The sequence below is a fragment of the Streptomyces sp. B8-7 genome (genome assembly GCF_058833805.1).
This window is the reverse complement of the sequence record NZ_JBYRRL010000002.1, coordinates 337,675-360,710: the sequence shown is the minus strand read 5'-3', so window position 1 is coordinate 360,710 and position 23,036 is coordinate 337,675. Positions and strand designations below refer to the sequence as shown.

Below are 23,036 nucleotides of genomic sequence, written 5' to 3'. Positions count from 1 at the left end.
CAGGCGTTGATTGAACGACCATTCCTCACCGTCCACGCCTAGGCCGCTGCCCGTGCGAGTCCTTGACCCACGAGCACCGTGCACGTTTCGTGATGCACAGTGCTCGCAACACGTCACAGCCGTTGACGCCGATGTTCTCCAGGGCCTGGTCAGCGCGGCTCGGACCAGGTACATCAGCGATGACGCTCTGTCACCACCGAATACGAGACAGAGCCCAGTGAACGGTGGTTCTGGAGTTGTCGGAGCTTCAGCGGTGGGCGGCTGAGAGTCGTCCGCCGAAGGTGATGTCGAAGGCGTTGAGAGCGGGCGGCACGTTCCGCACGCGGGCACGGCCAGTGCCTCTTGCTCTGTTCCCACCGGCGCCTCACCATCTGCTATCAGAAAACTACGGCTCATCTAGGGGTGGGGCGATGTCGTCGGGCACAGGCGGGAGTTACTGGGCGGATAGAGCGCTTCCCAGTGTGTTCGAGCACGATCTCCTCAAGCGGTATCTGCCGCAGTTCGGCGGGATGACGGGCACGCATTCCCACGACAAGCGCGTCGTATACCTCGACGGATACGCGGATGAGGGCGCAGCCTCACGGGGGCAGAGCCACCCCCAGCAGCCAGCCCGGGTCCCGGAATGTCGGAGAGCATCACTTTGGCCAGCCGTGCGTACAGCGGCGGGGCGGGGCGGCGCTTGGGGTCCGGCTGCGCGCGGCCGCGCCACCTGGCTCCCCCGGGCGCATCCGGGCGCCCCGCAGCGGCTCCGGCGCACATTCTTGACACCCGCTCAACTCCGTGGGGTACTGCGGGTGCGAAGGCCGGCCGGACAGTGCGGGGGTGAGTCTCCTGCCGGAGCTGCGCTATCCCACCCTGCCCGAACTGGTCGCGTCCGCCCGGACCCTGGCCGCGCTCCATCCCGGCCTGTGCGTCCTGCGCGAGGTGGGGCGGTCCCGGGCCGGACGCCCGCTGCACCTGCTGTCCGTGGGGCACGCCGGGCGGGCCGTCCTGGTCGTCGCGGGCGCACACGCCAACGAACCCGCGGGCGGCCCCACCCTGCTGGCCCTCGCCGAACGGGTGCTGCACGAGCGGGCGCTGCGGGACGGCACCTCCTGGCACCTCCTGCTGTGCGCGGACCCGGACGGTGCGAGCCTGCACCACACGCCCGCACCGCACAGTCTGCTCGACTACCACCGGGGCTTCTTCCGCCCGGCCGGGCCCGAGCAGCCGGAGTGGTCGCCGTCGGTGCTGCCGCCGGACCTGCTGCCGCCCGAGACCCGCACCCTGACCGGGCTGATCGACGAGCTGCGCCCCTACCTCCAGGTGAGCCTGCACGGCACCGACCTGGGCGGCAGCTGGGTGCAGCTGACCCGGGACGTGCCGGGCCTGGCCGAGCCGTTCGCGAAGTCGGCGGCGGAGCTGAACATCCCCGTGGAGGCGGGCGCGTCGGACGCCGCGGGCTGGCCCGCGTCCGGGCCGGGTGTGCGGGTGATGCCGACGAGCGGCTCGGGGGCGCCGTACCCGAGCATGCCGGACGACGCGCGCGACAGCACCTGGTTCCACGCGCACCGCTACGGCGGTCTCACGGCGGTCGTGGAGGTGCCGATGTGGGCGAGCGACCTGGTGGGCGACGCGGCCCCGCACCCCGCTCCGGCCGCGGCGCTGCGGTGGCTGGCCCAGCGGCTGCTGCGCGAGGCACGGCAGGTGGAGCGGGTGCTGTCCGACGCGCTGCCCCGGCTCGACGGCGTGGACGGCGGGCCGCTGCTGCGGGCCTCGACCTGGGCACTGGAACTGACGCCCGGCCTGGCCGCGGACTGGGCCGGCGCTCCGCCCGCGGACGGCTCCCGGGCGTACGTCGGCAGCGTGGAGGCCTTCGCCCGGCGGCTGCCGCTGCGGGCCGCGGCGATGCTGCTGAGGGTGCTGAGCGCGGCCGACGACCGTGCCGCGCCGCTGCTGGAGCGGCTGGTGGTGGAGTGGAGCGATGCCTTCGCCGAGCGGTTCCAGGCCCGCTGGGTGCCGTTGGAGCACCAGGTGGAGCACCAGGTGCGCACCGTGCTCGCGGCCGCGCTGTACGCACGCGCGGGCGCGACCTGAACGGCGGCACCCGTTCGCGCACCCGACCGGACGGGGTGAGGCGGGCCGGGGCGGGGCTCCGCGGGCCGTGCGGGCCGTGCGGGCTGGGTGCGGTCAGACCGCGGAGAGCCGGAACGCCATGTGCCCGAAGGCGACCTGGTCGCCGTCGCGGACGACGGCGGAGCCGGTCACCCGCCGGCCGTTGACGGTCGTACCGTTGGTGGACCCGAGGTCGCGCAGCACCCACAGCCCGCCCTGGCGGGTCAGCTCGGCGTGCACCCGGGAGACCGTCTCGTGGTTGAGGCGGAGCCCGCAGGCGGGGTCGCGGCCTATCCGCAGGGGGTGGCCGGTGGCGGGATGGGGCAGCAGGAGCTTCGGCAGCCGCTCGGCCTGCCAGGCCCTGCGCAGCCGTACGGTGAACCCGGACACCGCCTCGACCGTGCCGAACACCAGGCGCGCCAGCCGGTTCTCGCGGTGCAGGTCGGCGGTGAGCGCGGCGAGTTCGTCGGGGCTGCGGGCGGCGAGCGCCAGCTCCATGCGCCGGACGAACGTGTCGTGGGACAGCCTGCCCGCGGCGACGCCGTCGCGCAGCACCTTCAGCGCCTTGTCGCGTTCCGCGTCGGAGAGCCGCGCGGGACAGGCGGGGAACTCGAAGGACGACGTCACGCTCGTGATTGTCGGTCAGTGCTCCCCGGCTGTCCAGAAACGGGCCGGACGGCCGCCGCGTCCCGGCCCGCCGGACGGCCCGCCGGACGCCACCGGGAGGCCGCCGGGGATTGCGGATCGCCCCGCGAATCGATCTCGGGTGCCGCACCATGGTGGGGCTACATCACGGTGAGCAGACGAAGGGGAACCGTCCGTGCAGTTCGAGGTGTGGGCACCGCAGGCCGGCCGTGTGACGCTCCAGTGCGACGGGGCGGCCACGCCGATGGAGCGCGATCCGGAACGCGAGGGATGGTGGACGGCACGGGCCCGGGCGTCCGACGGCTCACGCTACGGCTTCGCCGTGGACGACGGCCCCGTCCTGCCCGACCCGCGCTCGCGGCGCCAGCCGGACGGCCCGCACGGGCTGAGCGCGGTCGTCGACCAGGGGAGCCACATCTGGCGCGCCCCGTGGGCGGGACGGCCGCTGCAGGGCGCGGTCCTGTACGAGCTGCACGTCGGCACCTACACCCCCGAGGGCACGCTGGACGCGGCCGCGGAGCGGCTCGGGCACCTGGCGGAGCTGGGCGTCACGCACGTCGAGCTGATGCCGCTGTGCCCGTTTCCGGGCCGCCACGGGTGGGGGTACGAGGGGGTGTCGCTGTGGGCGGTGCACGAGCCGTACGGCGGGCCGGCGGCGCTGAAGCGCTTCGTGGACCGGGCGCACGAGCTGGGGCTGGGCGTGGTCCTGGACGTGGTGCACAACCATCTGGGCCCGGACGGCAACCACCTGCCCGCGTTCGGGCCGTACTTCACGGACACGCACCACACGCCGTGGGGTTCGGCCGTCAACCTGGACGCGCCCGGCTCCGACGAGGTGCGGGCGTTCCTGGTGGGCAGCGCGCTGGCCTGGCTGCGGGACCACCGGCTGGACGGGCTGCGGCTGGACGCGGTGCACTCGCTGGCGGACACGCGCGCGTTCTCGTTCCTGGAGGAGCTGGCGGCGGCCGTCGACGCGCTGGCCGCGGAGCTGGGCCGGCCGCTGTTCCTGATCGCCGAGTCGGACCGGAACGACCCGCGGACGGTCACACCGCGCGGGGAGGGCGGGCTGGGGGTCCACGCGCAGTGGAGCGACGACTTCCACCACGCCCTGCACGCCTGCCTGACCGGGGAGTCCCGGGGCTACTACGCGGACTTCTCGCGCGCCCCCGTCGCCGCCCTGGCCAAGACGCTGACCGGCGGGTTCTTCCACGACGGCACCTACTCCAGCTTCCGGGGGCGCCACCACGGGCGCCCGCTGGACCGGGGGCGGGTCGCCGGGTGGCGGCTGCTGGGCTACAGCCAGACCCACGACCAGGTCGGCAACCGCGCCCGGGGCGAGCGGCTGGCCGGCCTGGTCCCGCCCGGGCTGCTGGCGTGCGCGGCGGCCCTGACGCTGACCGCGCCCTTCACGCCGATGCTGTTCATGGGCGAGGAGTGGGCCGCGGGCACGCCGTGGCAGTTCTTCACCGACCACACCGACCCGGAGCTGGCCGAGGCCGTACGGCAGGGCAGACGGCGGGAGTTCGCCGCGCACGGGTGGGCCGAGGACGAGGTGCCCGACCCGCAGGATCCGGCGACCCGTGAGCGGTCCTGCCTGGACTGGTCCGAGCTCCGCGCCGCGCCGCACGCGCGCGTGCTGGACTGGTACCGGCTGCTGATCGCGCTGCGCCGGGAGCTGCCCGACCTGACCGACCCCGACCTCACCGACACGAAGGTCGCCTTCGACGAGGAGGCCCGCTGGCTGGCCTTCCGGCGCGGGGACCTGAGGGTCGCGGTCAACTTCGGGCGGGAGCCCGCCGGGGTCCCGCTGGGCACCCGCCCGGTGCGGGTGCTCGCCGCGTGGGAGCCGGTCGGGGCGCCCGGCGAGGACGGGGTGCTGCGGCTGCCCGGCCGGTCGTGCGTGCTGCTGGCGCAGGACTGAGCCGGGGGCGGGCCGGGACACGGCCGGGCGGGGACCGCGGCCACCGGGCCGGCGGACGTCAGGACGCCGCGACGTCAGTGGGCGTCTCCGTGCGCGTCCGCCGGCGCGTCCCCCTCGTCGGCCCCGCGCAGATCGCTGACGCGTTCGAGGAGGATGGCCTCCCAGGCGTGCCGCAGCTGGGTGCGCAGCAGGGGCAGCGCGACGGCGGTGTCACGGCCGTCGAGGCGGGCCGCGAGGCGGATCAGCGTGTCGCAGCGGGCCAGCCAGAGGCCGCGCAGACAGGGGCGGGCGCCGTAGCCCGCGAGGGTGGCGGCGCGCACCGCGGCGGGCGCTCCGACGGCGAGGGCGAGTCCGGCGATGTCCTCCGCGGGGTCGCCCGCGACGGCGTCCGCCCAGCCGAGGGCGCCGCGCACCCGGCCCTCGGCGTTGACCACCAGGTGGTCGCCGGTGAGGGCGTGGTGCACGAGGACGGCGGCGCCGGGCTGCACGGCGAGCTGCCGGGCCGCGGGCTGGGTGAGCTGGTGCAGCCGGGCCGGATCGAACTCGTCGGCCGGGCCGAGGCGTCCGGCGGCCGCTTCCGCGGTCCGGCGCAGTGATTCGAGAGAGCGCGGCGCGGCGCGCGGCACGCCGAGGGCCTCGGCCTGGGCGACGGGGACCGCACGCAGGCCGGTGAGGAGCCCGGCGAGGTCGGCCTCGCCGATCGCGGAGACGTCCTGCCGGTCCCCGGAACCGCCGGGCACCTTGGTGTCCAGGGAGCAGGCGAGGCCGGGCGCCCACTCGCCCTGGGCCACACTGACCGGCACGGCGACGGGGACGTGGGGCCGGACGAGGTCGCGCAGCCGCAGCTCGCGGCGCAGCCGGACGGTGCCCTCGGGGTCGGGGGCGAGGCGCAGCACATGGCGGCCGCCCACCCACCAGGCGGTCCGCCCCGTGCTCTCGGGGATCGGCCGTACGTCGGGGCCGGCGGGGTCCCCCGCACCGCCCTTGAGGAGGTCGTGGACCAGGGTGCGGACGGTGTCGGCGGTGGGTGTGGGTGGCTGGGTCATGGTCGCGCCGCTGTCGCTCGGAGGTGGGGTCGGTGCGGGGTCCGGGCGGGGTCGCCCGGTCAGTCCACTATGCCGCCGCGAGCCGGAGCCCGGTTCCCGGCCCCGTGGTGCGGAGGCCGGGCGTACGGGCCGGGGCCGTCGGCGGTGGAGGGCGCGGGCACGCCGTTCATCCGGGCCTCCCTGAGCGGGTGTGAGGGGCCTACGGGCAGCATCCTGCCCGGCCGGGAGGGGTGGCGCGAGCCGGTCGGGCACACTTCGCGCGCGTCCGGGCGCTGCGACGGGGCGCCGCGACCGGAAGCGCCTGGCGGGAAACTCGCGGGGCGGGGCGGGGCGGGGCGGGGCGGGGCAGGGCATCGGCTGCCCACCGGACGTACGCGGGCGGGTGGCGCGACGGCGGGGTGAGGGCCGGTGCCCGGCGGCGGGTGCCGGCGGACCGTCCGGGCGGCGCCGGACCGTTCCCCGGACGGGCCCGTGCCGCCCCGGCGGCGGATCGCCCGGGGCCGGAGAGCCGTGGAGACCGGGGAGACCGGGAGGTCGCGGAGACCGGGAGGCCGCGAAGACCGGGAGGCCGCGAAGACCGGGAGGCCGCGAAGACCGGGAGGCCGCGGAGGGGGACGTGCGGCGGGGGCCCCGGCCGGCGCCGGGGCGCCCGGGTCACACGACGAAGCCGGGGACGACGGTCAACTGCTGGTAGCCGCCGCTCTCGTGCCGTACGGTCACCCGCACCCCGGTGCCCGGACGGGCCGCGGCCACCGCGCGGGCCAGGTCGGCGGCGGTGTCGACCCGGGTGCCGTCGAAGTCGAGCAGGACGTCCCCGCGCACCAGGCCGGCCGCGTGTCCCGGGCCGGGCGTGTGCAGCCCGACGACGAGGGCACCGGGCCGCTCGTCGTCGACCGCCTCCACCCCGAGGGTGGCCCGCGGGGCGGCGGGCGGCGGGGCCGGGGTGGCCGCCGGTACGGGTGTGGCCGCCGGTACGGGACCGGCAGCGGCGGGCCGGTGACCGCCGTGCTGGAGTCCGGCGACTCGGCCCATACCGATCACGGTGGCGCCGACGGCCCCGATCCCCACCCCGGCCAGCACCAGCACGGTGCCGGTGAGCAGCCCGAGCAGCAGGGTCGTCAGGCGCCGCCCGCGCCGCCGTGCGGCGTGCGGGCGGCGGCCGGGCGCGGGTCCGTCCTGTCGGCCGGGCTCCTGGCCGGGCATCGGTTTGGGACGCAACGCGGTCTGGTCCATGGTTCGCCTCCGGCTGGTGCTCTACCCGGCGCCGCGGAGTGCGACGATCCCCGAACGAGTGAGACTGGGCCGGGGCCGGCGGCGGGAAGCGTTCCTGGACCGGTTGTCGGTGCGCGGGGTCCGGTCCGGACGGTCCGGGGAGGCGGGCCGGGGAGGCGGGCCGGGGAGGCGGTGCGGCGGCGCCCGGCGTGGTCCCGCGGCCGCGGCGGGGCGCCGGGCCTGCGGGATCACGCCGGGCGCACCCGTCGGGCGGGAACTGCGGCTGCCGGGCGGGGGCCGGACCACGGTCCGGCGGCTGTGTCCGGGGACGTCCGGGGACGGCGCCCCGCCCCCGGCCCGGCCGTCCGGTGGACGGCGCGGCGGGGTGGGAGGAGTGAGGTCAGCCGACCGGCAGGGACGGGGGGCGCGGCCGGGCCGGGGGCAGGGACGGGGCCGGGGCGGGAGGCGGGTCGGGGAGGAAGCCGTGGGCGCGGCGGGCGAGGAAGCCCGCGTCGTAGCGGTCCACCTGGCGATGCCAGTTCAGGATGCCGGACATCCAGTCCTGCAGGGCGGCCACATAGCTCTCCATGGCCCTGCGGTCCTCCGCGGACAGGGCGAAGTCCTCGTACACGACGGGGAGTTCGACGGCGACGACGTGTTCGAACTGCGCCATGCGCTGGTTCATGAGGTCCGCGACGATCCGCAGCCCGGTCGGGTAGTCGCAGCCGAAGAAGTTCTGCACGACCAGGATCGCGTTGTGCACCTCGCCCTCGTACTCGATCTCCTTCTGGTAGGAGAAGACGTCGTTGAGCAGGCACGCGAAGTCGATGGCGGCGTTCTCCAGGGAGCGGACGGGGCCGCTGCGGTACACCTCGGGGGCGATGTCGGGGGCGTGGCCCATGCGGCACAGGCCGAGGGTGAGGTCGGAGCCGAAGGTGGCGCGGCGCATCTCCAGGTAGTCCACGGGGTCGGGGACCCGGTGGTGGAGCTGGTTGGCGAGTTCCCAGAGCCAGCTCCGGGTCATCACGTCGACCGCGGCCTTCAGGGTGCGCTTGGCGTCCGGGCCCATCCGGGCGGTGGTGCGCTGCCACAGGTCGGTCAGGCCGCGCTCCATGCCGTTCGCCGGGACGAGGGGCTGCTCGCCGTCCAGGGGCATGCAGGCCGAGAGGCGCTCGGTGGACAGGCGGGCGGCGGCGAGGTCGCGGCGGGTGCCGAAGACGAGGGGGTAGTAGTCGTCGGCGTAGGTGCCGAAGGCCAGCCACTGGGCGCTGAGGTCGAGCGCGTCCTGGCTGCCGTCGGGGTCGAGGCCGGCCGAGCACAGGGCGAGGTCGTAGGCGGCGAGCTTGTCCTCGTCCCAGACGCCCTCGGTGAGCATGCCGGTGCGGTGCATCCAGCCGAGCAGGGCGCTGCGGGCCCCGTCGAGCCCGGGGTTCAGGCGCAGCGGGTAGGGCATGCGGATGTCGGGGATGACGGACGGGCCGACCTTCTGGAACGGCCGGTGGGTGTGGGCGCGCAGCCGCTCGGCGCTCGCCGAGGCGAGCAGGGCGTGGATGCCGGCCGCGCCGCCGAGGGGCCGGTTCCACGGCGCGGCGGGGGCGGCGTCGCCGTTCATGTAGCGGCTGGAGCGCAGGTGCCACTCGTGGCCGCCGGACTGCCAGTCCTGCAGTCCCTTGGTGTAGGCGCCGACGGCGGCGGCGTCGGCGGGGGTGAGGCCGCGTTCCAGGGCGAGTGCGGGGACCTCGGTGAACGCGGTGTGCTCGAACTGGTGGAGGCGGGAGGTGAGGACGTCGTTCACGGTGTCGGCCGCCTGCTGGGTGGTGCAGCCGAAGAAGGTCTCCAGGACGAGCACGCCGTTGCTGTTCTCGCCCTCGTCCTCGACCTCGCGCTGGTAGGAGAAGAGGTCGTTGCGCAGGTGGACGGCGTCGGAGAAGGTCTCCATCAGCACCCGCATCGGCCGGGTGCCGGCGATGGAGGCGGGTACCTCGGCGGTGGCGTACTCGACGAGGCCGGCCGACCAGGGGGCGCCGCCGACCTTGCGGCGCATCTCGATGTACTCGACCGGGTTGGCGATCCGGCCCTCGTTGATGTTGGACAGCTCCCACAGGGACTCGTTCAGGAGCTGCTCGGTGGCGACGGCGAAGCGGCGCCGCCAGTCCTCGGACATCGACGGCACGGTGCGCTTCCACAGGTCGGCCAGGCCCGCCTCCACCGGGTTGCCCGGCTGGGGCATCGGCGCGGCCGGGTCCAGCGGCATGAACAGCGGCAGCCGGTCGAGATGGGCCTTGCCGGCGGCGCGGTCCTGGGTGCGCTTGTACATGTCGAGGAAGTGGTCGTCGAAGAAGAACACCCACACGTACCAGTCGGTGATCAGCGACAGGGCGGGGCCGTCGCAGTCGGGGTGGGTGTAGGCGCAGAGCAGGCCGTAGTCGTGTGCGTCGAGGTCGGCCTGCTCCCAGATCCCGGAGCCTTCCAGCATGCCCATCTCCCGGGCCCACGCGGTGGAGTGGGTCCGGGCCTCCTCCAGGTGCGGGTTCAGGCGCGCCGGATGCGGCAGGTAGAAGTGCGGGAGTTCGAACGGCTGGGTCATGGCCGGGCCCTACCCGGGGGGTACCGGATACATCCGTTCGGCCCACCGTGATCACACCATCGCGTGAACCGTGCCCGAAAAGGCCGCGAGGGCGCGGTGGGTACGTTCCGGCGGCGGGCCCCGCACCCCGCTCCGCCGGCGTCCTGTCACACCCCCTGTCTGTGACGGGACGCCCGGTCCCGCCTTCCGCGTCCCGGGCCCGGACGGGGAAGGCGGGCGGGGTGAGGTGGGCCGGCCGGCGCCCATCCGCGCCGGCCGGCCCACCCGTTCCGGGTGACCTCAGAAGGTCAGGTTCCAGCTGTTGAGCGTGCCGGTGTCGGCGGAGTAGACGTCCTGCACCCGCAGCTTCCAGGTGCCGTTGGCGGTCTCCCCGGAGGCGTTCACGGTGTACGTGCCGATGACGTTGTCCGCGGAGTCCGAGGAGTTGGAGGACTTCAGCCGGTAGGTCGAGCCGTCCGGGGCGACCAGGTCGACGACCAGGTCACCGCGGTAGGTGTGGGTGATGTTCACCCCGACCTTGAGGGTGGAGGGCGCGTTGCCGCTGACGCCGCTGACGGTGATCGGGGACTCGATCGCGGAACCGGCGTCGGGGATGGCCACGGAGGAGGTGCTGGAGAAGGTGGAGCCGGTGCCGGTGCCGCCGCTGACGGCCGCGACGGTCCTGGCGGCGTCGGCCAGGCCCGCACCGCAGCCGCCGGAGCAGGAGCCGGGCAGCGCCCGGGCGTTGGACTTGATGGCCGACTCGATCTGGGCCGGGGTCAGCGAGGGGTTCGCCGACTTCATCAGCGCCACCAGGCCCGCGATGTGCGGGGTGGCCATGCTGGTGCCCTGGTAGTAGGCGTACGACTCGGTGGACGGCGTCTTGGTGCCGGAGTTCAGCGTGGAGTAGATGCCGTTGGCGGTGCCGGTGCTGGTCTGGCCGCCGGGCGCCGAGATGTCCACAAGGGAGCCGTAGTTGGAGTAGGACGCCTTGGCGCCGGTGCGGCTGGTGGCCGCGACGGAGATGACGTTGCTGCAGTTGCCGGGCGAGTGGTTGGCGACGTTGTCGTTGTCGTTGCCCGCGGCGACGACGACCGTGGTGCCGCGGCCCACGGCCGCGTTGATCGCCGACTGGGTGGCGGTGGTGCACGCACCGTCGCCGCCGAGGCTCATGTTGATGACCTTGGCGACGTTGCCGTTGGCGGGAACGCCGGCGACGCTGCCGCCGGAGGCCCAGGTGATGGCGTCGATGATGTCGGAGTCGTAGCCGCCGCACTTGCCGAGCACCCGCAGCGGGGAGATCTTGGCGCCGTAGGCGATGCCGGCCATGCCCTTGCTGTTGTCGGTGACCGCGGCGATGGTGCCGGCCACGTGGGTGCCGTGCCAGGAGGAGTTGCTGGCGGGGACGCCGGCACCGCACTCGTTGGCGCTGTACCAGTCACCGGGGTCGGCCGGGTTGGAGTCACGGCCGTTGCCGTCGACGGAGACGGCGGTGTCGGATATGAAGTCGTATCCGGCGACGATGTTCGCGGCGAGGTCGGAGTGGGTGACGTAGCCGGTGTCGATGACGGCGACGGTCACGCCGGAGCCGGTGGTGGTGTCCCAGGCACCGGGCACGTTCATGCCCGCGGTGCTCTCGAAGAGGTCCCACTGCTTGGCGTAGTCGGTGTCGTTCGGGGTGGCCTGCGGCAGGTTCAGGCGGTCCGGTACGACGTAGGCGACCTGGGGGTCGGCCTCGTACTCGGCGACGACGTCGGCGACGTCCGTACCGCTGGGCCGCTCGCCGAGGCCGACGAGGGCGGCGCCGGTGCCGAGGCGGCGCTCGAAGTCGAGGCTCTCGCCGGTCTCCTTGCCCTTGGCCCGGGCGTCGGCCTCGGCGGCCTTGTCCGACGTGGACTCGGCGGCGCCGGGCCGGTAGCCGACGATCAGCCGCTCGGCGGTGACGCCGGGGGCGGCCTCGGTGCGGGCCGCGAGGCCGGCGGACGGGACGGGTGTGGGGGCGTCCTGTGCGACGGCGGCCGTGGCGGTGGCGGCGGTGAGAAGAGCGGCGGTGACCGCGGCGGCGGACACGAGTCTGCGCCGCGGGGTGGGGGAGGTTCGCAAGTGAGTGCCTTTCGTGGCCGGCTCCGGCAGCGCGGAGCGGCGGTTCGAGCGCTTCGTCGTCGAAGCGGTGGGGGCTGTTCGAAAAGCGGTCGCGATGGCCGGCCAGGCGCTTGGTGCACCGACCCGACGTGGGGGTTACCTGTGGGTCAGCAGTGCTGGAACGATAGGCAACGGGGCCCGCGTAGGGGTACAGGGGAAACCCTTGATCAGGCCGGAAACCCACCCTCGCCGTCCGCCGGTTGAGGGGGGATGCCCTCTTTGACCCGCCCTGCGCGCGGGGGAACGGGCGGGGGCCCGCGGAGGGTTCGCGCGGGGGCGGCGGAAAAGCGCTCGGGCGGTGCCGCCGCCGGGGCACTGGCCGGAGGCGGCACCGCCCTGCCCGTGCGGCGGCCGCCGCGCGGGGGAACGGGCCTGCGGACGGCTCAGTTGACGAAGACGGCCGCGCCCGCGTCGGTCACCGGGGCGTACCTCGCCGAGAAGTACGCGTGGGAGAAGCACAGGGACGAGCCCGAGACCTTGGTGAAGTGCTGCGTGGCGAAGGCGATGCTGTTGTCGGCGTTGTCGGCCGTGCCGTTCAGGCTGGGGCCCTGGTAGACGCAGGTGACGGAGCCCAGCAGGGTGCGCAGCCGGACCGTGGTGCGGATGGCGGACCCGCTGGGCGGGGTGACCGTGAGGACGCCGGCGGAGGTCACGCTCGCGGTGTAGGGCAGGTTGTCGACGGTGATGCCGAGGACGCCGGTCACCCCGAGGACGTTGCTGGAACAGCTCGCGGCGTCGAAGGTGTGCGAGGTGACGGACTCCGTGGCGGTGCCCGGCGCGGCGGGGTTGCCGGTGACGGTGGCCGTGAACTGCGAGGCGGTGCAGCGGATGCCGCTGGTGCCGGTGGCACTGGAGTAGAAGGTGGCGTCGGTACCGGCGGCCAGGGACGCGGTCAGGGTGTCCCCGACGGCGACGGGCGTGCCGCCGGCCGAGCCGGTGGTCAGCACCGGGCCGGCGGCCGCGCCGGCCGGGACGGCGGTGGCGGGCAGGGCGAGGGCGGCGGCGGCCGCGGCGAGCGTGAGCAGCGTGCGAGTGCGCATGAGGGATGCCTCTTCTTCCGGAGGGGAGTGGCGGCCGTGCCGGTCCGGGTACGCGGCCGTGCCGCGGTGACGGGCCGGATCCGGCGCCACGGATCCGGGACGAGACATCGAGTGTTGTAGAGCTGACGTTCCGTCAACGTCAATGCTTCGAACACAAATTGATGGTGCGTCAACAAAAGCACCGAGGGCCATTGACCCCTCCCTGTAACCCCCGGTAACTTCCGGGACAGGCCACTGCGGGACGCGGAGGAACCCTTGCGTCCGCCGGGAGTCGCGAGCGTGCGGACCGCCGTGGCCGCCGTCCGCGCCAGGACACCGCGCCACTGGAACCCGTAGAGCATTCATCCTGTACAGGGGAGCAGTCATGGCCTCGTCCTCGGAACACCCGCCGCACCCCGGCCCCACCCCCGATCCCCCGGAGAGCGGCTCCGGCCGGGCCCCGGCCACCGCCTCGGTCCCGGGGGACGCCCCACAGCCGGCCGGACGCGGCCGGGTGCGGCTGCGCCGGGCCGCGGTGCCCGCCGTCGCGGCCGTCGCCGCGGTCGCCGGGCTGGCGATCCTCACCGCGCAGGGCGCCCTCGGAGTGCAGTTCGCGATCTCCGGCATGCCGTTCACGGTCACCGCCACCGAGCTGGAGGGCACCGGCTTCGAACAGTTCGGCGCCCTGGACTCGATGGCGGAGGGCAGCCCGAACGAGGGCGACACCGGCGGTCAGGTGCTGGTCGTCACCTCCGTGATCAAGAACGCCACGCTGACCGACCTGTGCCAGAGCGTCGACCTGGGCGGCACCAACCTGCTCATCACCGCGGGCCGGGGTGCCCAGAAGGTCAGCGCGACGCATCTGGCCACCGACTCCACGCAGCTGTCGGGTGACGCCTCGTTCGGCAACATCGAGATCGGCAACGACGCCAGCACCCTGACCAAGGGCGGCGTCCAGGGGCCGATCGGCGTGTTCAGCCAGCAGGCCGACACCGTGCGCATCGCCGACCTGCGGCAGACCAACTACGCCACCACCGCAGCCGTGTTCAAGCTGCCCGGTCTGAAGCTCCGCTTCAGCGAGTCGGGTTGCTGACCCGGTGACCGCGGGGCGCACCCGGGGCGGCGCACGGGCCGCCTTCCGCCGCTGGCGGGGCCGGCGGCCGTTCTGGGGCGGGCTGCTGCTGGCCCTGGCCGGGGCGGAGATCCTGCTCACCATGACGGCGTCGCTGAAGGTGGTGCTGCACGTCGGGATGCAGGGGCTGGCCGGGTACCTGCTGCCGGTGCTGATGGTGCTCTGCGGACTGCTGATCCTGTTCAGCCCCGCGCAGCGGCTGTTCTACTCGCTCACCGGCCTGCTGCTCTCACTGGGCACCTGGGCCACCTCCAACCTCGGCGGCTTCCTGCTCGGCCTGCTGCTGGGGATCACGGGCAGCTGCCTGGCCTTCGGCTGGCTGCCCGACCAGGAGCCCCGCCGCTCCCGCAGGCGCCGCCGCCGCGAGGCCGAGGCCGCCGCGCGCTGAACGCCGGCCCGCCGCCCGGCCGCTCCGCCGCCCGGCGAGGGGGCAGGGCGGCGGGCAGCGGGCCGGCGCCCGGCTCCGGCCGGGCCCGCACGGCACGGTGGGCCCGCACGGCACGGTGGGCCCGCACGGCACGGTGGGCCCGCACGGCACGGTGAGGCCGGGCGGCACGGTGAGGCCGGGCGGCACGGTGAGGCCGGGCGGCACGGTGAGGCCGGGTCACTCCAAGCCGGTCACTCCAAGCCGGTCCCTTCAGGCCGGTCCCTTCAGGCCGGTCAGTTCAGCCCGGTCAGTTCAGGCCGGCGGTCTCCAGCCAGGCCTTGGCCACGTCCAGCGGGTCCTTGTTCTCCAGCTGCACCTGCGAGTCCAGTTCGAGCAGCGTCTTGGTGTCCAGCTCGGCGGAGACCGCGTTCAGCGCGGCGACGCCCTCCTCGGACAGGCCGCTCTTGTAGACCAGCGGCGTCACGTTGGCGAAGCCGAACAGGTTCTTCGGGTCCTGCAGGACGACGAACTTCTCCTTGGTGATGGTCGGGTCGGTGGTGAAGACGTCCGCGGCCTGCACCGCGTTCTTCTTCAGCGCCGCCTGGGTGAGCGGGCCGCCCGCGTCCAGCGCCTTGAAGGACTTGAACTTCAGGCCGTACTCGGCCTCCAGGCCCACCAGCCCCTGGCGCCGCGTCTGGAACTCCGGCGAGCCGCCGATGACCAGCTCGGGCGCGATGTCCTTGAGGTCGGCGAGCGTGGACCCGTCGGTCAGACCGTACTTCTTCGCCGTCTCGGCGTTCAGCGAGACCGAGTCCTTGTCCTCGGCGGGCGAGGAGTCGAGCAGGGTCAGCGAGTCGTCCAGCTTCTCCCGCGCGGCGGAGTTCACCGCCTCGGCCGAGGTCTGCTCGGCGTCCGCGTCGAGGTAGGCCAGCAGCGAGCCGTTGTACTCGGGCAGCACGGTGATCGTGCCGTTCTTCAGCAGGCCGTACGTGGTCTCCCGGCTGCCGATGTTCGGCTTGTAGGTGACCTTGATGCCCTTGGCCTTCAGGGCCTCGCCGTAGATGTCGGCGAGCAGGGTGCTCTCGGCGAAGTTGTTGGAGCCGACGACCACGGTGTCACCGGCGGGCTGGTCCCCCTCGGCGAGCGGGTTGTCGGAGGAGTCGTCGGACGAGCCGCAGCCCGCGGCGAACGCCGCCAGCGCGGCGACCAGGGCGGCCGCGCCGCGGTGTCTCGGACCGATCCAGCTGCTCTTCACGGTTGCAGTCACAATTCCCGTTCCGGGCTCGGATGTTCGATGGGCAGGGCTGGGCGTTCGCCCCGGGCGCGCGCGGTTCCGGTCGCGCGCACCAGTCGATCCAATCCAGCGGCTTCTCGATCAGTCAAGTGCAGCCGGGTCACCAATTGGCTTCGAGACGTGACTCACTGTGTGTGAGGGATGAACGAGACGTCGTCGAACCATGGCTGGTTGTAACGGACTCTTGATGTGAACTCCCCCCGTCCGTCCGGTCGGGAAGGGGTAGTCTCCCCGGAGTCGGCGCGGGTCGCAGCAGCTCGCGAACGTCATCCCGGCCCCGACATCCCGGCCCCGACATGCCGGCACCGACCCGCCCCGAAGGAGGCGCCGTGTCCCCGAAGGAGCGGAGCGGACTGCGCGGCTTCGCCGAACGGTGGCCCTTCCGCCGCAAGCTCAACGTGCTGCTCGGCGTCCCGCTCGCCGTGATCGGGCTGCTGCTGGCCTACCTCGTCACCGACCTGCTCCAGGACTCGCAGCGGGCGCGGGCCGCGGCCCGGCTGGTCCGGGACAGCACCGAGGTCGCGGCGCTGGTGGACCGGCTGGAGGCCGAGCACCAGCAGGCGGTGCTGCTGTCGGTGCGGCACGAGGCGTCGGAGGGCGCCGGCCCGCCCTCGACCGCGGCCTACCGTGCCGCCCAGCGGGTCGTGGACGAGCAGCTCGACGAGGTCCGCCGGACGTTCGGGGACCGGCTGCCGGACACCGAGGCGCAGGCCCTGCGCGAGGTCGAGGCGCTGGACAGTCTGCGCGGCACCGTCGAGGACGGCTATCTCCCGGCCGAGAACATCGACCCGGCGTACGCGGGAGCCGCCCGGGGACTGATCGACGGGCTCGGTCTGAACCGCGACTCCGTACTCACCGCCACCTACACCGGCGGCCTGCTGGACGCGCTGCTGCGGGCCGGGGCCGCGCACGGTGCGTTCGAGACGGGGGTCTTCGCCGCGGGCACCCGCGACTCCAACGCGCTGATCCAGCTGCTCGGCGCGGTCGGCTCGTACGAGCAGTACACCTACCAGGCCGACCGGTTCACCCGGCTCGCCGACGAGGAGCAGGCCGAGCGGCTGCGCGGCATCGAGCACAACAGCGCCCAGGCCGCCATCGACACACGGTACGCCGAGCTGCAGATCGACCCCAGCGGCCTGCAGGCCGGTGACGTGGCCGAGCTGCGGGAGGGGTTCCGGCAGGCGCTGGCGGCCTATCCCGAGTTCCGCGAACAGGCCGGCGTCCGGCTCGCCGTCACCACCGCGCTGATCGGCGACATCGCCGACCGGGCGGACTCCGCCTCCGCGGACTCCCAGATCCGCGCGGCCCTGCTGCTGGGCCTGGCCCTGCTCGGCTGCGCCGTGTGGCTGGGTCTGTCGGTGGTGGTCCGCCGGTCCGTCGTCCGGCCGGTGACCGCGCTCACCGCTGCCGCGCAGGAGGTGGCCGAGGTCGCGGGACGGGAGCTGGCGCGGGTGGCCGACGAGGACGCCGAGGACGACGGCCCGCCCCGGCTGCGGTCGGTGCCGGTCACCGCCAGGGACGAGATCGGCGACCTCGCCGACGCGTTCAACCGTGTGCAGACCACCGCCGCGGCCCTGCTGGAACGCCAGGTGCTCAGCCGGCGCAACGTCGCCGAGATGTTCGGCCACGTCGGCCGCCGGGTCAGCAACCTCACCACCCGGCAGCTCGCCCTCATCGACGCCGTGGAACGCGGCGAGACCGACCCCGCGCTCCTCGAACGCCTCTACCGCATCGACCACATCGCCGTCCGGCTGCGCCGCAACGCGGACAGCCTGATGCTGCTGGCGGGCCTGCGTGAAACGGTCCTGCACGCCGGTCCGACGGCCCTCACCAACGTCGTACGGGCCGCACTCGGCCAGATCGAGGGCTACCAGCGCGTCGAACTGCACGCCGGGACCGAGGCGCTGGTGTCCCCCGACGTGACCGGCGACCTGACCCTGATGGTCGCCGAACTCCTCGACAACGCGGTGCAGTTCTCTCCGGCGGGCACGCCCGTGGAGGTGGCCGTCGGCCTCGGTGCCGACGGTGCGACGGTCACCGTCGCCGACCACGGGCTGGGCCTGAGCGGGGAGCGGCTCGCCGAGGAGAACGCCCGCCTCGTCCGGCGCGAGCGGCTGGACCTGGTGCCCACGCAGGTGCTCGGCCTGTTCGTGGTCGGCGCGCTGGCCCGCCGCTGGGGCATCGGGGTACGGCTGTCGCGGACCCGCGGCGGCGGTGTGACGGCCGAGGTCACCGTGCCGGCGTCCCTGCTCACGACGGTCGCCGGGGCCGAGCCGGAGTCCGCGGGTGCGCAGCGGGCCGAAGGAGCGGAACCGGCTGCCCGGCCAAAGGACGTGGCGCTGCCGGCCGGCACGGGCGGCGCCGGAGCCGCGCACGGCACCCGGCCCCCGGCCGGCGACGCGGACGGCACCCGGGCCGGCGACGCGGACGGCACCGGCCCGAGCAGCCCGGAGCCGGGCGGGGCCGGGGCCACGGCCGGCACCGGGACCGAGGGCGTGCGCGCCGTCGCGGCCGGAGGCCCGGACGGCGCCGCGGAGCGGCCCGGCACGGGCCTGCCCGCCACCGGGGAGGACTCCGGCGGCCCGCTTCCCGGCCGGGTCTCGGACACGGGGCCGCACGCCCCGCTCCCCCGCCGTGTCCCCCGCGGCACGGCGCACGGCCCCGGCGGCGCCCCGCTCGTCCCGAAGCCCCGCTCCCTGCCGGACCCGCCACCCGCCGACGGCGCCGACGGCGCGGCCGGCACGGACGCCACGGCACCGGGAGCCGCGGCCCCGGCGGCCGTCGCGCCGGACGGCCCCACGGCACCGGCAGGCCCCGCGGCGGGCGTCGCGCCGGGCGGCGAGGCGGCCGGCCGGACCGCCGGACGCCCGCTGCGCCGCCGGGTCCGCGGCGCCACCCTGCGCGCCACCGCCCCGGACACCGGACGCCCGACCGCGCCGCAGACCGCCCCGCGCGCCGACGCGGACGCCGTGCGCGGCGAACTGGAGGAGTTCGAGGCGGCGGTGGCACGCGCCCACCACGACAGCGCCCGGCACGACGGCGGGCATCCCGACGGCAGGCACCCCGACGGCGCACCACGCGACGGCGCACCACGCGACGGCGCATCACACGAGGGCGCACGACGGGACAGCACCCCGGTGGGCGGCGCCCCGGGCGACAGCGCCCGGCACGACGGCGGGCAGCGGGCCGGCGCCCCCCACGGCGGCGCGGCCGGCCGGAGCGCCGGCCCGCCCGACGACGGCGGACGCGGGCCCGGACCGCGCCGGGCCGGCCCGCACGACAACCCCCCGGAAGGAGCGGAGCAGTGAGCACGTCGACAGGTGACACCCCGACGGGAGAGGCCGCCCCGGAGGACCTGCGGGCGGCCGCAGCGGACTTCACATGGCTGCTCAACCGGTTCGCGACGGAGACCGCGGGCGTCGTCGACGCGATCGCGGTGTCCTCCGACGGGCTGCTCATCGCGGTGGCCCAGCTGCGCGAGCGCGCCCACTCCGAGCGGCTCGCGGCGATCGTGTCGGGCCTGACCAGCCTGGCCGCCGGTGCCTCCGGCAACTACGGGCTGGGCGCCCTGAACAAGGTCATCATCGATCTGGAGGGCGGCCATGTGCTGGTCTCCGCGATCGGCGCGGGTGCCGTGCTCGGTGTGGTCGCCGACAAGGAGGCCAAGCTCGGCAACATCGCCTACGAGATGACCCTGTTCGCCAACCGCGCCGGGACGGCGCTCAGCCCGCAGCTCGTGCTGGAGCTGAAGAACACCGTCGGTGTCGCGCAGTCCGGCTGACGGGCGAGAGGACCTGCATCACCATGGCTGCGGACGGCGGCACGGCGGACGGCACGGGCGCCGGCGAGGCCGCGGCGGAGCCCGTCGGGCCGGTCGCGGCGGTGCGGCCGTTCCTGGTCACCGCCGGCCGGGTCGCGCGGAACCCGGCCGGGCGGCCGGTGCCCGTGGAGACGCAGGTGGTCGCCACCGCCGCGGGGCTCGCCGCGCTCGACGGGCTGTCCTTCGAGCGGCACGACATCGTCGCCGCGTGCGGGCGGCCGCAGTCGATCGCGGAGCTCGCGGCCCGGCTCCGGCTGCATCTGAACGTCGTGCGGGTGCTGGCCGAGGACCTGCGGGCGGCGGGTCAGCTGACCGTGCACGTGCCCGACACGGCCGCCACCCACGACGCGTCCGTCCTGCGCAGGGTCATCGAGGGCCTGCGCGCCATCCCCGACTCCCGAGGGGCACTGCGTGACTCCGACTGAGCAGGTCGCCGTCCGAGCGGCCGGACCGGTGGCCGAGCAGCCGCCGCTGCCCGTGAAGCTCGTGATCGCGGGCGGCTTCGGCGTGGGCAAGACCACCGCCGTCGGCGCGATCTCCGAGATCGAGCCGCTGACCACCGAGGCCTCGATCACGGAGGTCGCGGCGGGCGTGGACGACCTGTCGCACACCCCGTGCAAGACCACCACGACCGTGGCGATGGACTTCGGCCGGATCACCATCGATCCCACCCTGACGCTGTACCTGTTCGGCACGCCCGGCCAGGAGCGGTTCGGGTTCATGTGGGACGACGTCGTCGAGGGCGCGGTCGGCGCGCTGGTCGTCGTCGACACCCGCCGGCTCGACGACTGCTACGCCGCCGTCGACTACTTCGAGCACCGCGGCATCCCCTTCGCGGTCGGCGTCAACGCCTTCGACGGGCGGCTGGAGCACCCGCTGGAGCAGGTGCGCTGGGCGCTCGACGTCTCCGAGGGCGTCCCGCTCGTCGTCTTCGACGCCCGTGAGCGCGGCTCCGTGCGGGACGCCCTGCTGGCCGTGCTGGAACTGGCGCTGGCCCGCCGGGAAGCCGGCTCCTGAGGACGCCGCCCGTCGCCGCCGCGGTACGGCCGCACGGCGGGCGGGGCCCGCGCGGCCGGCCGCGGCGGCGACGGGCGGGCCGTCCGCCGGCCGCACGGCCGGGCCGGCGCCCGGCGCCCGGTCCCCCGCCACCGGTCAGGCGCTTCTGCGGACCCCCGGGGACACCGCCAGCCGGCCCACCGCCCAGAACACCGCGAGGGTCGCCAGGGCCAGCGCGGCGACCAGCGTCGCGCCGCCCACCACCTTCTCGTAGTCGCGCTGGTAGAGCCCGTCGATGATGTAGCGGCCGAGGCCGCCGAAGCTGACGTACGCGGCGATGGTCGCCGTCGACACGATCTGCACGGCCGCCGTGCGCAGCCCGCCGAGGATCAGCGGCAGCGCCTGCGGGAGTTCGACGCGCAGCATGATGCCCGGCTCCCGCATGCCCATGCCGCGGGCGGCGTCGACCGGGGAGGGGTCGACGGAGCGCACGGCCTCGTACGTCGTGACGAGGATCGGCGGCACGGCGAGGACCACCAGCGGGATCATCACGGGCGCCTTGCCGAAGCCCAGCAGCATCGTCGCCAGCACCAGCAGGCCGAACGTCGGCAGCGCGCGCCCGGCGGTGGCGATCAGCGCGAGGACGTTGCCGCCGCGCCCGTAGTGGCCGGTGAGCAGGCCGACCGGCAGCCCGATCGCGGCGGACAGGGCGAGCGCCTCCAGGGTGTAGCCGACGTGTTCGGCGAGACGGGCGGGGATGCCGTCGTAGCCCTGCCAGTGGGCGCCGTCGGCGAAGAAGGCGCGGGCGAAGTCGAGCACGTTCACCGGGCGTCCTCCGCGGCGGCGGGCCGGCGGTCGCCGCTCGGCATCCAGGGGGTCAGCAGGGTGCGTACGCCGACCAGCAGGGCGTCGACGGCGACGGCGAGGACGGCCATGGTGAGGACGGCGTTCCAGGCCAGTTCGGGCCGGTTGTAGATGGCGGCGTCGTGCAGCAGGTTGCCGAGGGCGCCCTGGTTGCCGATCAGCATGCCGACGCTGACCAGGGAGATGCTGGAGACGGTGGCCACCCGCAGTCCGGCGATGATCGCGGGCACCGCGATGGGCAGTTGCACCTGGGCGTAGCGGCGCAGCGGGCCGAAGCCCATGGCCTTCGCGGCGGCGAGGGTCTCCGGCGGCACCGAGCGCACGCCGTCCACGATCGCGGGCACGAGGACGACGAGGGTGTACACGGTGAGCGGGATCATCACCGTCAGCTCGCTCTGGCCGGTGTAGTCGATGAGGACGACGAAGAACGCCAGCGAGGGGATGGCGTACAGCACGGTCGTCACGGCCAGCACCGGCGGGTAGAGCCAGCGCATCCGGACGCAGAGCTGGGCGAGCGGCAGCGCGAGCAGCAGTCCGGCCAGCACCGGCAGCAGGGCCTCGCGCAGATGCAGCACGATCAGGCCGCCCCAGCTGTGCTGGAGGTCGCTGGGGATGTCGAAGAAGCCGCTCATCCGGCGACCTTGGCGTCGGCTCCGGCGCCGGCTCGGGCGCGCTGCTCGGGGCCGGCCCGGTCCTCGGCGTGGGCGCCGCGGATGGCCTCCCCGATGGCGGTCTGCGAGACGACGCCGACGGCCCTGCCCTCGGCGTCCGCGGCGACCGCCCAGCCGGTCGGCGACAGCACCGCGCAGTCCAGGGCGGCGCGCAGGGAGTCCGCGCCGGGGACGAACGGCCGCCCGTGCGGCAGCAGTCGGGCGGGGTCGATCTGCCCGGCGACGAGGGCACCCGGCTCGCCCCAGCCGAGCGGACGGCCGTCGAGATCGGTGACGAGGAGGTAGGGGCAGGCGCCCGGGTCGCGGGCGGCGAGCTGCTCGGCGGTGGAGTCGACGGCCGTGATCGGGGCGGTGAGCAGGCCGAGGCCGGCGGAGTCGAAGAAGGACAGCCGGCGGATGCCGCGGTCGGCGCCGAGGAAGTCCTCGACGAAGGCGTCGGCGGGGTGGGAGAGGAGTTCGGCGGGCGGCGCGAACTGGGCCAGCCGTCCGCCCTCGCGGAGCACGGCGACCATGGTGCCGAGCTTCACCGCCTCGTCGATGTCGTGGGTGACGAAGACGATCGTCTTGCCCAGTTCCTCCTGGAGCCTGAGGAGTTCGTCCTGCAGGCCCTTGCGCACCACGGGGTCGACGGCGGAGAACGGCTCGTCCATCAGCAGCACGGGCGGGTCGGCGGCCAGCGCCCTCGCCACACCGACGCGTTGCTGCTGGCCGCCGGAGAGCTGGTACGGGTAGCGCCGGGCCAGCGAGGCGTCCAGGCCGACACGGACCATGAGGTCGCGGGCCCGGTCGCGGGCCCGTGCCTTGTCCCAGCCGAGCAGGCGGGGCACGGTCGCGATGTTGTCGAGGATGGTGCGGTGCTGGAAGAGCCCGGCGTTCTGGATGACGTAACCCATGGACCGGCGCAGGGTGCTGACCGGCTGCCGGCGGATGTCGGCCCCGTCGAGGAGGATCGTGCCCTCGGAGGGTTCGACCATCCGGTTGATCATGCGCAGGGTCGTGGTCTTGCCGCAGCCCGAGGGGCCGACGAGGACCGTGATCGCGCGGTCGGGCATCTCCAGGGACAACCGGTCGACCGCCACCGTGCCGTCCGGGTACCGCTTGGTGACTGCTTCCATCCGTATCAAAACGCCGAACACCCTCCGGATCTGGCTACCGCCCGCCCGCCCTCGCGCGGGCCGTTGCCCGGGAGAGTCTAGACGGCGGCCGGCGCGGCAGGCCGGGCGCGGGGTCGGCCATCCGGCTGAAGG

General features: G+C 74.7%; 18 protein-coding genes. 8 read left to right on the top strand and 10 right to left on the bottom strand.

Annotated features, from left to right (window positions below; translation table 11 throughout):
- The first annotated feature begins 822 nt into the window (after nt 1–822).
- Nucleotides 823–2,076: a M14 family zinc carboxypeptidase gene (locus AC5K6T_RS10365; RefSeq protein ID WP_493207799.1), complete on the top strand. Its 1,254-nt coding sequence runs from the start codon at nt 823–825 to the stop codon at nt 2,074–2,076.
- Between the two features lie 93 nt (nt 2,077–2,169).
- Here the strand turns inward: AC5K6T_RS10365 and AC5K6T_RS10360 are convergent, their stop codons facing one another.
- Nucleotides 2,170–2,721 (bottom strand): FHA domain-containing protein, encoded by a 552-nt coding sequence (locus tag AC5K6T_RS10360; RefSeq protein ID WP_493207797.1) that lies wholly within the window; start codon nt 2,719–2,721, stop codon nt 2,170–2,172.
- A gap of 193 nt (nt 2,722–2,914) precedes the next feature.
- Between AC5K6T_RS10360 and treZ the strand changes: the two genes are divergently transcribed.
- Nucleotides 2,915–4,660 carry a malto-oligosyltrehalose trehalohydrolase gene (treZ, locus tag AC5K6T_RS10355; protein WP_493207795.1) on the top strand — a complete coding sequence of 582 codons (1,746 nt, stop codon included), beginning with the start codon at nt 2,915–2,917 and terminating at the stop codon, nt 4,658–4,660.
- Nucleotides 4,661–4,734: 74 nt separating this feature from the next.
- Here treZ and AC5K6T_RS10350 read toward each other — a convergent pair whose 3' ends face one another.
- The 5 genes from AC5K6T_RS10350 to AC5K6T_RS10330 all read right to left on the bottom strand — a co-directional run bounded on the left by AC5K6T_RS10350 (nt 4,735) and on the right by AC5K6T_RS10330 (nt 12,666).
- The gene (locus AC5K6T_RS10350) at nt 4,735–5,706 is read right to left on the bottom strand and encodes an aminoglycoside phosphotransferase family protein (protein ID WP_493207793.1); all 972 of its coding nucleotides are present in this window, start codon (nt 5,704–5,706) and stop codon (nt 4,735–4,737) included.
- Nucleotides 5,707–6,360: 654 nt separating this feature from the next.
- The gene (locus AC5K6T_RS10345; protein WP_493207791.1) at nt 6,361–6,939 is read right to left on the bottom strand and encodes a PDZ domain-containing protein; all 579 of its coding nucleotides are present in this window, start codon (nt 6,937–6,939) and stop codon (nt 6,361–6,363) included.
- Between the two features lie 379 nt (nt 6,940–7,318).
- Nucleotides 7,319–9,505 carry a germacradienol/geosmin synthase Cyc2 gene (gene cyc2, locus AC5K6T_RS10340; protein ID WP_493207789.1) on the bottom strand — a complete coding sequence of 729 codons (2,187 nt, stop codon included), beginning with the start codon at nt 9,503–9,505 and terminating at the stop codon, nt 7,319–7,321.
- Between the two features lie 279 nt (nt 9,506–9,784).
- A complete protein-coding gene (locus tag AC5K6T_RS10335) occupies nt 9,785–11,587 on the bottom strand; it encodes a S8 family peptidase (RefSeq protein WP_493207787.1) in 1,803 nt (600 codons plus the stop codon).
- A 422-nt stretch (nt 11,588–12,009) separates the two neighbouring features.
- Complete coding sequence (locus AC5K6T_RS10330) at nt 12,010–12,666, bottom strand: Tat pathway signal sequence domain protein (RefSeq protein WP_493207785.1); 657 nt, start codon at nt 12,664–12,666, stop codon at nt 12,010–12,012.
- A 364-nt stretch (nt 12,667–13,030) separates the two neighbouring features.
- Between AC5K6T_RS10330 and AC5K6T_RS10325 the strand changes: the two genes are divergently transcribed.
- Nucleotides 13,031–13,738: a DUF6230 family protein gene (locus tag AC5K6T_RS10325; protein WP_493207783.1), complete on the top strand. Its 708-nt coding sequence runs from the start codon at nt 13,031–13,033 to the stop codon at nt 13,736–13,738.
- 4 nt (nt 13,739–13,742) lie between these two features.
- On the top strand, nt 13,743–14,165 hold the full coding sequence (locus AC5K6T_RS10320) for a DUF6114 domain-containing protein (protein WP_493207781.1): 423 nt from the start codon (nt 13,743–13,745) through the stop codon (nt 14,163–14,165).
- A gap of 286 nt (nt 14,166–14,451) precedes the next feature.
- Here AC5K6T_RS10320 and AC5K6T_RS10315 read toward each other — a convergent pair whose 3' ends face one another.
- Nucleotides 14,452–15,411 (bottom strand): ABC transporter substrate-binding protein, encoded by a 960-nt coding sequence (locus AC5K6T_RS10315; protein ID WP_493207779.1) that lies wholly within the window; start codon nt 15,409–15,411, stop codon nt 14,452–14,454.
- A gap of 356 nt (nt 15,412–15,767) precedes the next feature.
- On the opposite strand from AC5K6T_RS10315, the gene AC5K6T_RS10310 reads away from it, so the two are divergent.
- From AC5K6T_RS10310 to AC5K6T_RS10295, 4 genes are read left to right on the top strand one after another with little or no spacing between them, the layout of a single operon-like run.
- Nucleotides 15,768–18,746, top strand: a complete 2,979-nt coding sequence (locus AC5K6T_RS10310; protein WP_493207777.1) for a sensor histidine kinase — start codon at nt 15,768–15,770, stop codon at nt 18,744–18,746.
- Nucleotides 18,743–19,219: a roadblock/LC7 domain-containing protein gene (locus AC5K6T_RS10305; protein WP_493207775.1), complete on the top strand. Its 477-nt coding sequence runs from the start codon at nt 18,743–18,745 to the stop codon at nt 19,217–19,219. The genes AC5K6T_RS10310 and AC5K6T_RS10305 overlap by 4 nt, the downstream gene beginning before the upstream one ends.
- 23 nt (nt 19,220–19,242) lie before the next feature.
- Nucleotides 19,243–19,683, top strand: a complete 441-nt coding sequence (locus AC5K6T_RS10300; protein ID WP_493207773.1) for a DUF742 domain-containing protein — start codon at nt 19,243–19,245, stop codon at nt 19,681–19,683.
- Nucleotides 19,670–20,275, top strand: a complete 606-nt coding sequence (locus AC5K6T_RS10295; RefSeq protein ID WP_493207771.1) for a GTP-binding protein — start codon at nt 19,670–19,672, stop codon at nt 20,273–20,275. The genes AC5K6T_RS10300 and AC5K6T_RS10295 overlap by 14 nt, the downstream gene beginning before the upstream one ends.
- A gap of 135 nt (nt 20,276–20,410) precedes the next feature.
- Here the strand turns inward: AC5K6T_RS10295 and AC5K6T_RS10290 are convergent, their stop codons facing one another.
- Genes AC5K6T_RS10290 through AC5K6T_RS10280 form a run of 3 tightly spaced genes read right to left on the bottom strand, consistent with a single transcriptional unit; the run spans nt 20,411 to nt 22,913 of the window.
- Nucleotides 20,411–21,079 carry an ABC transporter permease gene (locus tag AC5K6T_RS10290; RefSeq protein WP_493207769.1) on the bottom strand — a complete coding sequence of 223 codons (669 nt, stop codon included), beginning with the start codon at nt 21,077–21,079 and terminating at the stop codon, nt 20,411–20,413.
- A complete protein-coding gene (locus AC5K6T_RS10285) occupies nt 21,076–21,750 on the bottom strand; it encodes an ABC transporter permease (RefSeq protein ID WP_493207767.1) in 675 nt (224 codons plus the stop codon). The genes AC5K6T_RS10290 and AC5K6T_RS10285 overlap by 4 nt, the downstream gene beginning before the upstream one ends.
- Nucleotides 21,747–22,913 (bottom strand): ABC transporter ATP-binding protein, encoded by a 1,167-nt coding sequence (locus tag AC5K6T_RS10280; protein WP_493207765.1) that lies wholly within the window; start codon nt 22,911–22,913, stop codon nt 21,747–21,749. Before AC5K6T_RS10280 ends, AC5K6T_RS10285 begins: the two co-directional genes overlap by 4 nt.
- Between the last annotated feature and the right edge of the window lie 123 nt (nt 22,914–23,036).

Excerpts from the sequence above, each read along its gene's own strand:
- AC5K6T_RS10350 (WP_493207793.1), bottom strand. The coding sequence starts at position 5,706 with ATGACCCAGCCACCCACACCCACCGCCGACACCGTCCGCACCCTGGTC.
- AC5K6T_RS10345 (WP_493207791.1), bottom strand. The coding sequence starts at position 6,939 with ATGGACCAGACCGCGTTGCGTCCCAAACCGATGCCCGGCCAGGAGCCC.
- cyc2 (WP_493207789.1), bottom strand. The coding sequence starts at position 9,505 with ATGACCCAGCCGTTCGAACTCCCGCACTTCTACCTGCCGCATCCGGCG.
- AC5K6T_RS10330 (WP_493207785.1), bottom strand. The coding sequence starts at position 12,666 with ATGCGCACTCGCACGCTGCTCACGCTCGCCGCGGCCGCCGCCGCCCTC.
- AC5K6T_RS10325 (WP_493207783.1), top strand. The coding sequence starts at position 13,031 with ATGGCCTCGTCCTCGGAACACCCGCCGCACCCCGGCCCCACCCCCGAT.
- AC5K6T_RS10300 (WP_493207773.1), top strand. The coding sequence starts at position 19,243 with ATGGCTGCGGACGGCGGCACGGCGGACGGCACGGGCGCCGGCGAGGCC.
- AC5K6T_RS10285 (WP_493207767.1), bottom strand. The coding sequence starts at position 21,750 with ATGAGCGGCTTCTTCGACATCCCCAGCGACCTCCAGCACAGCTGGGGC.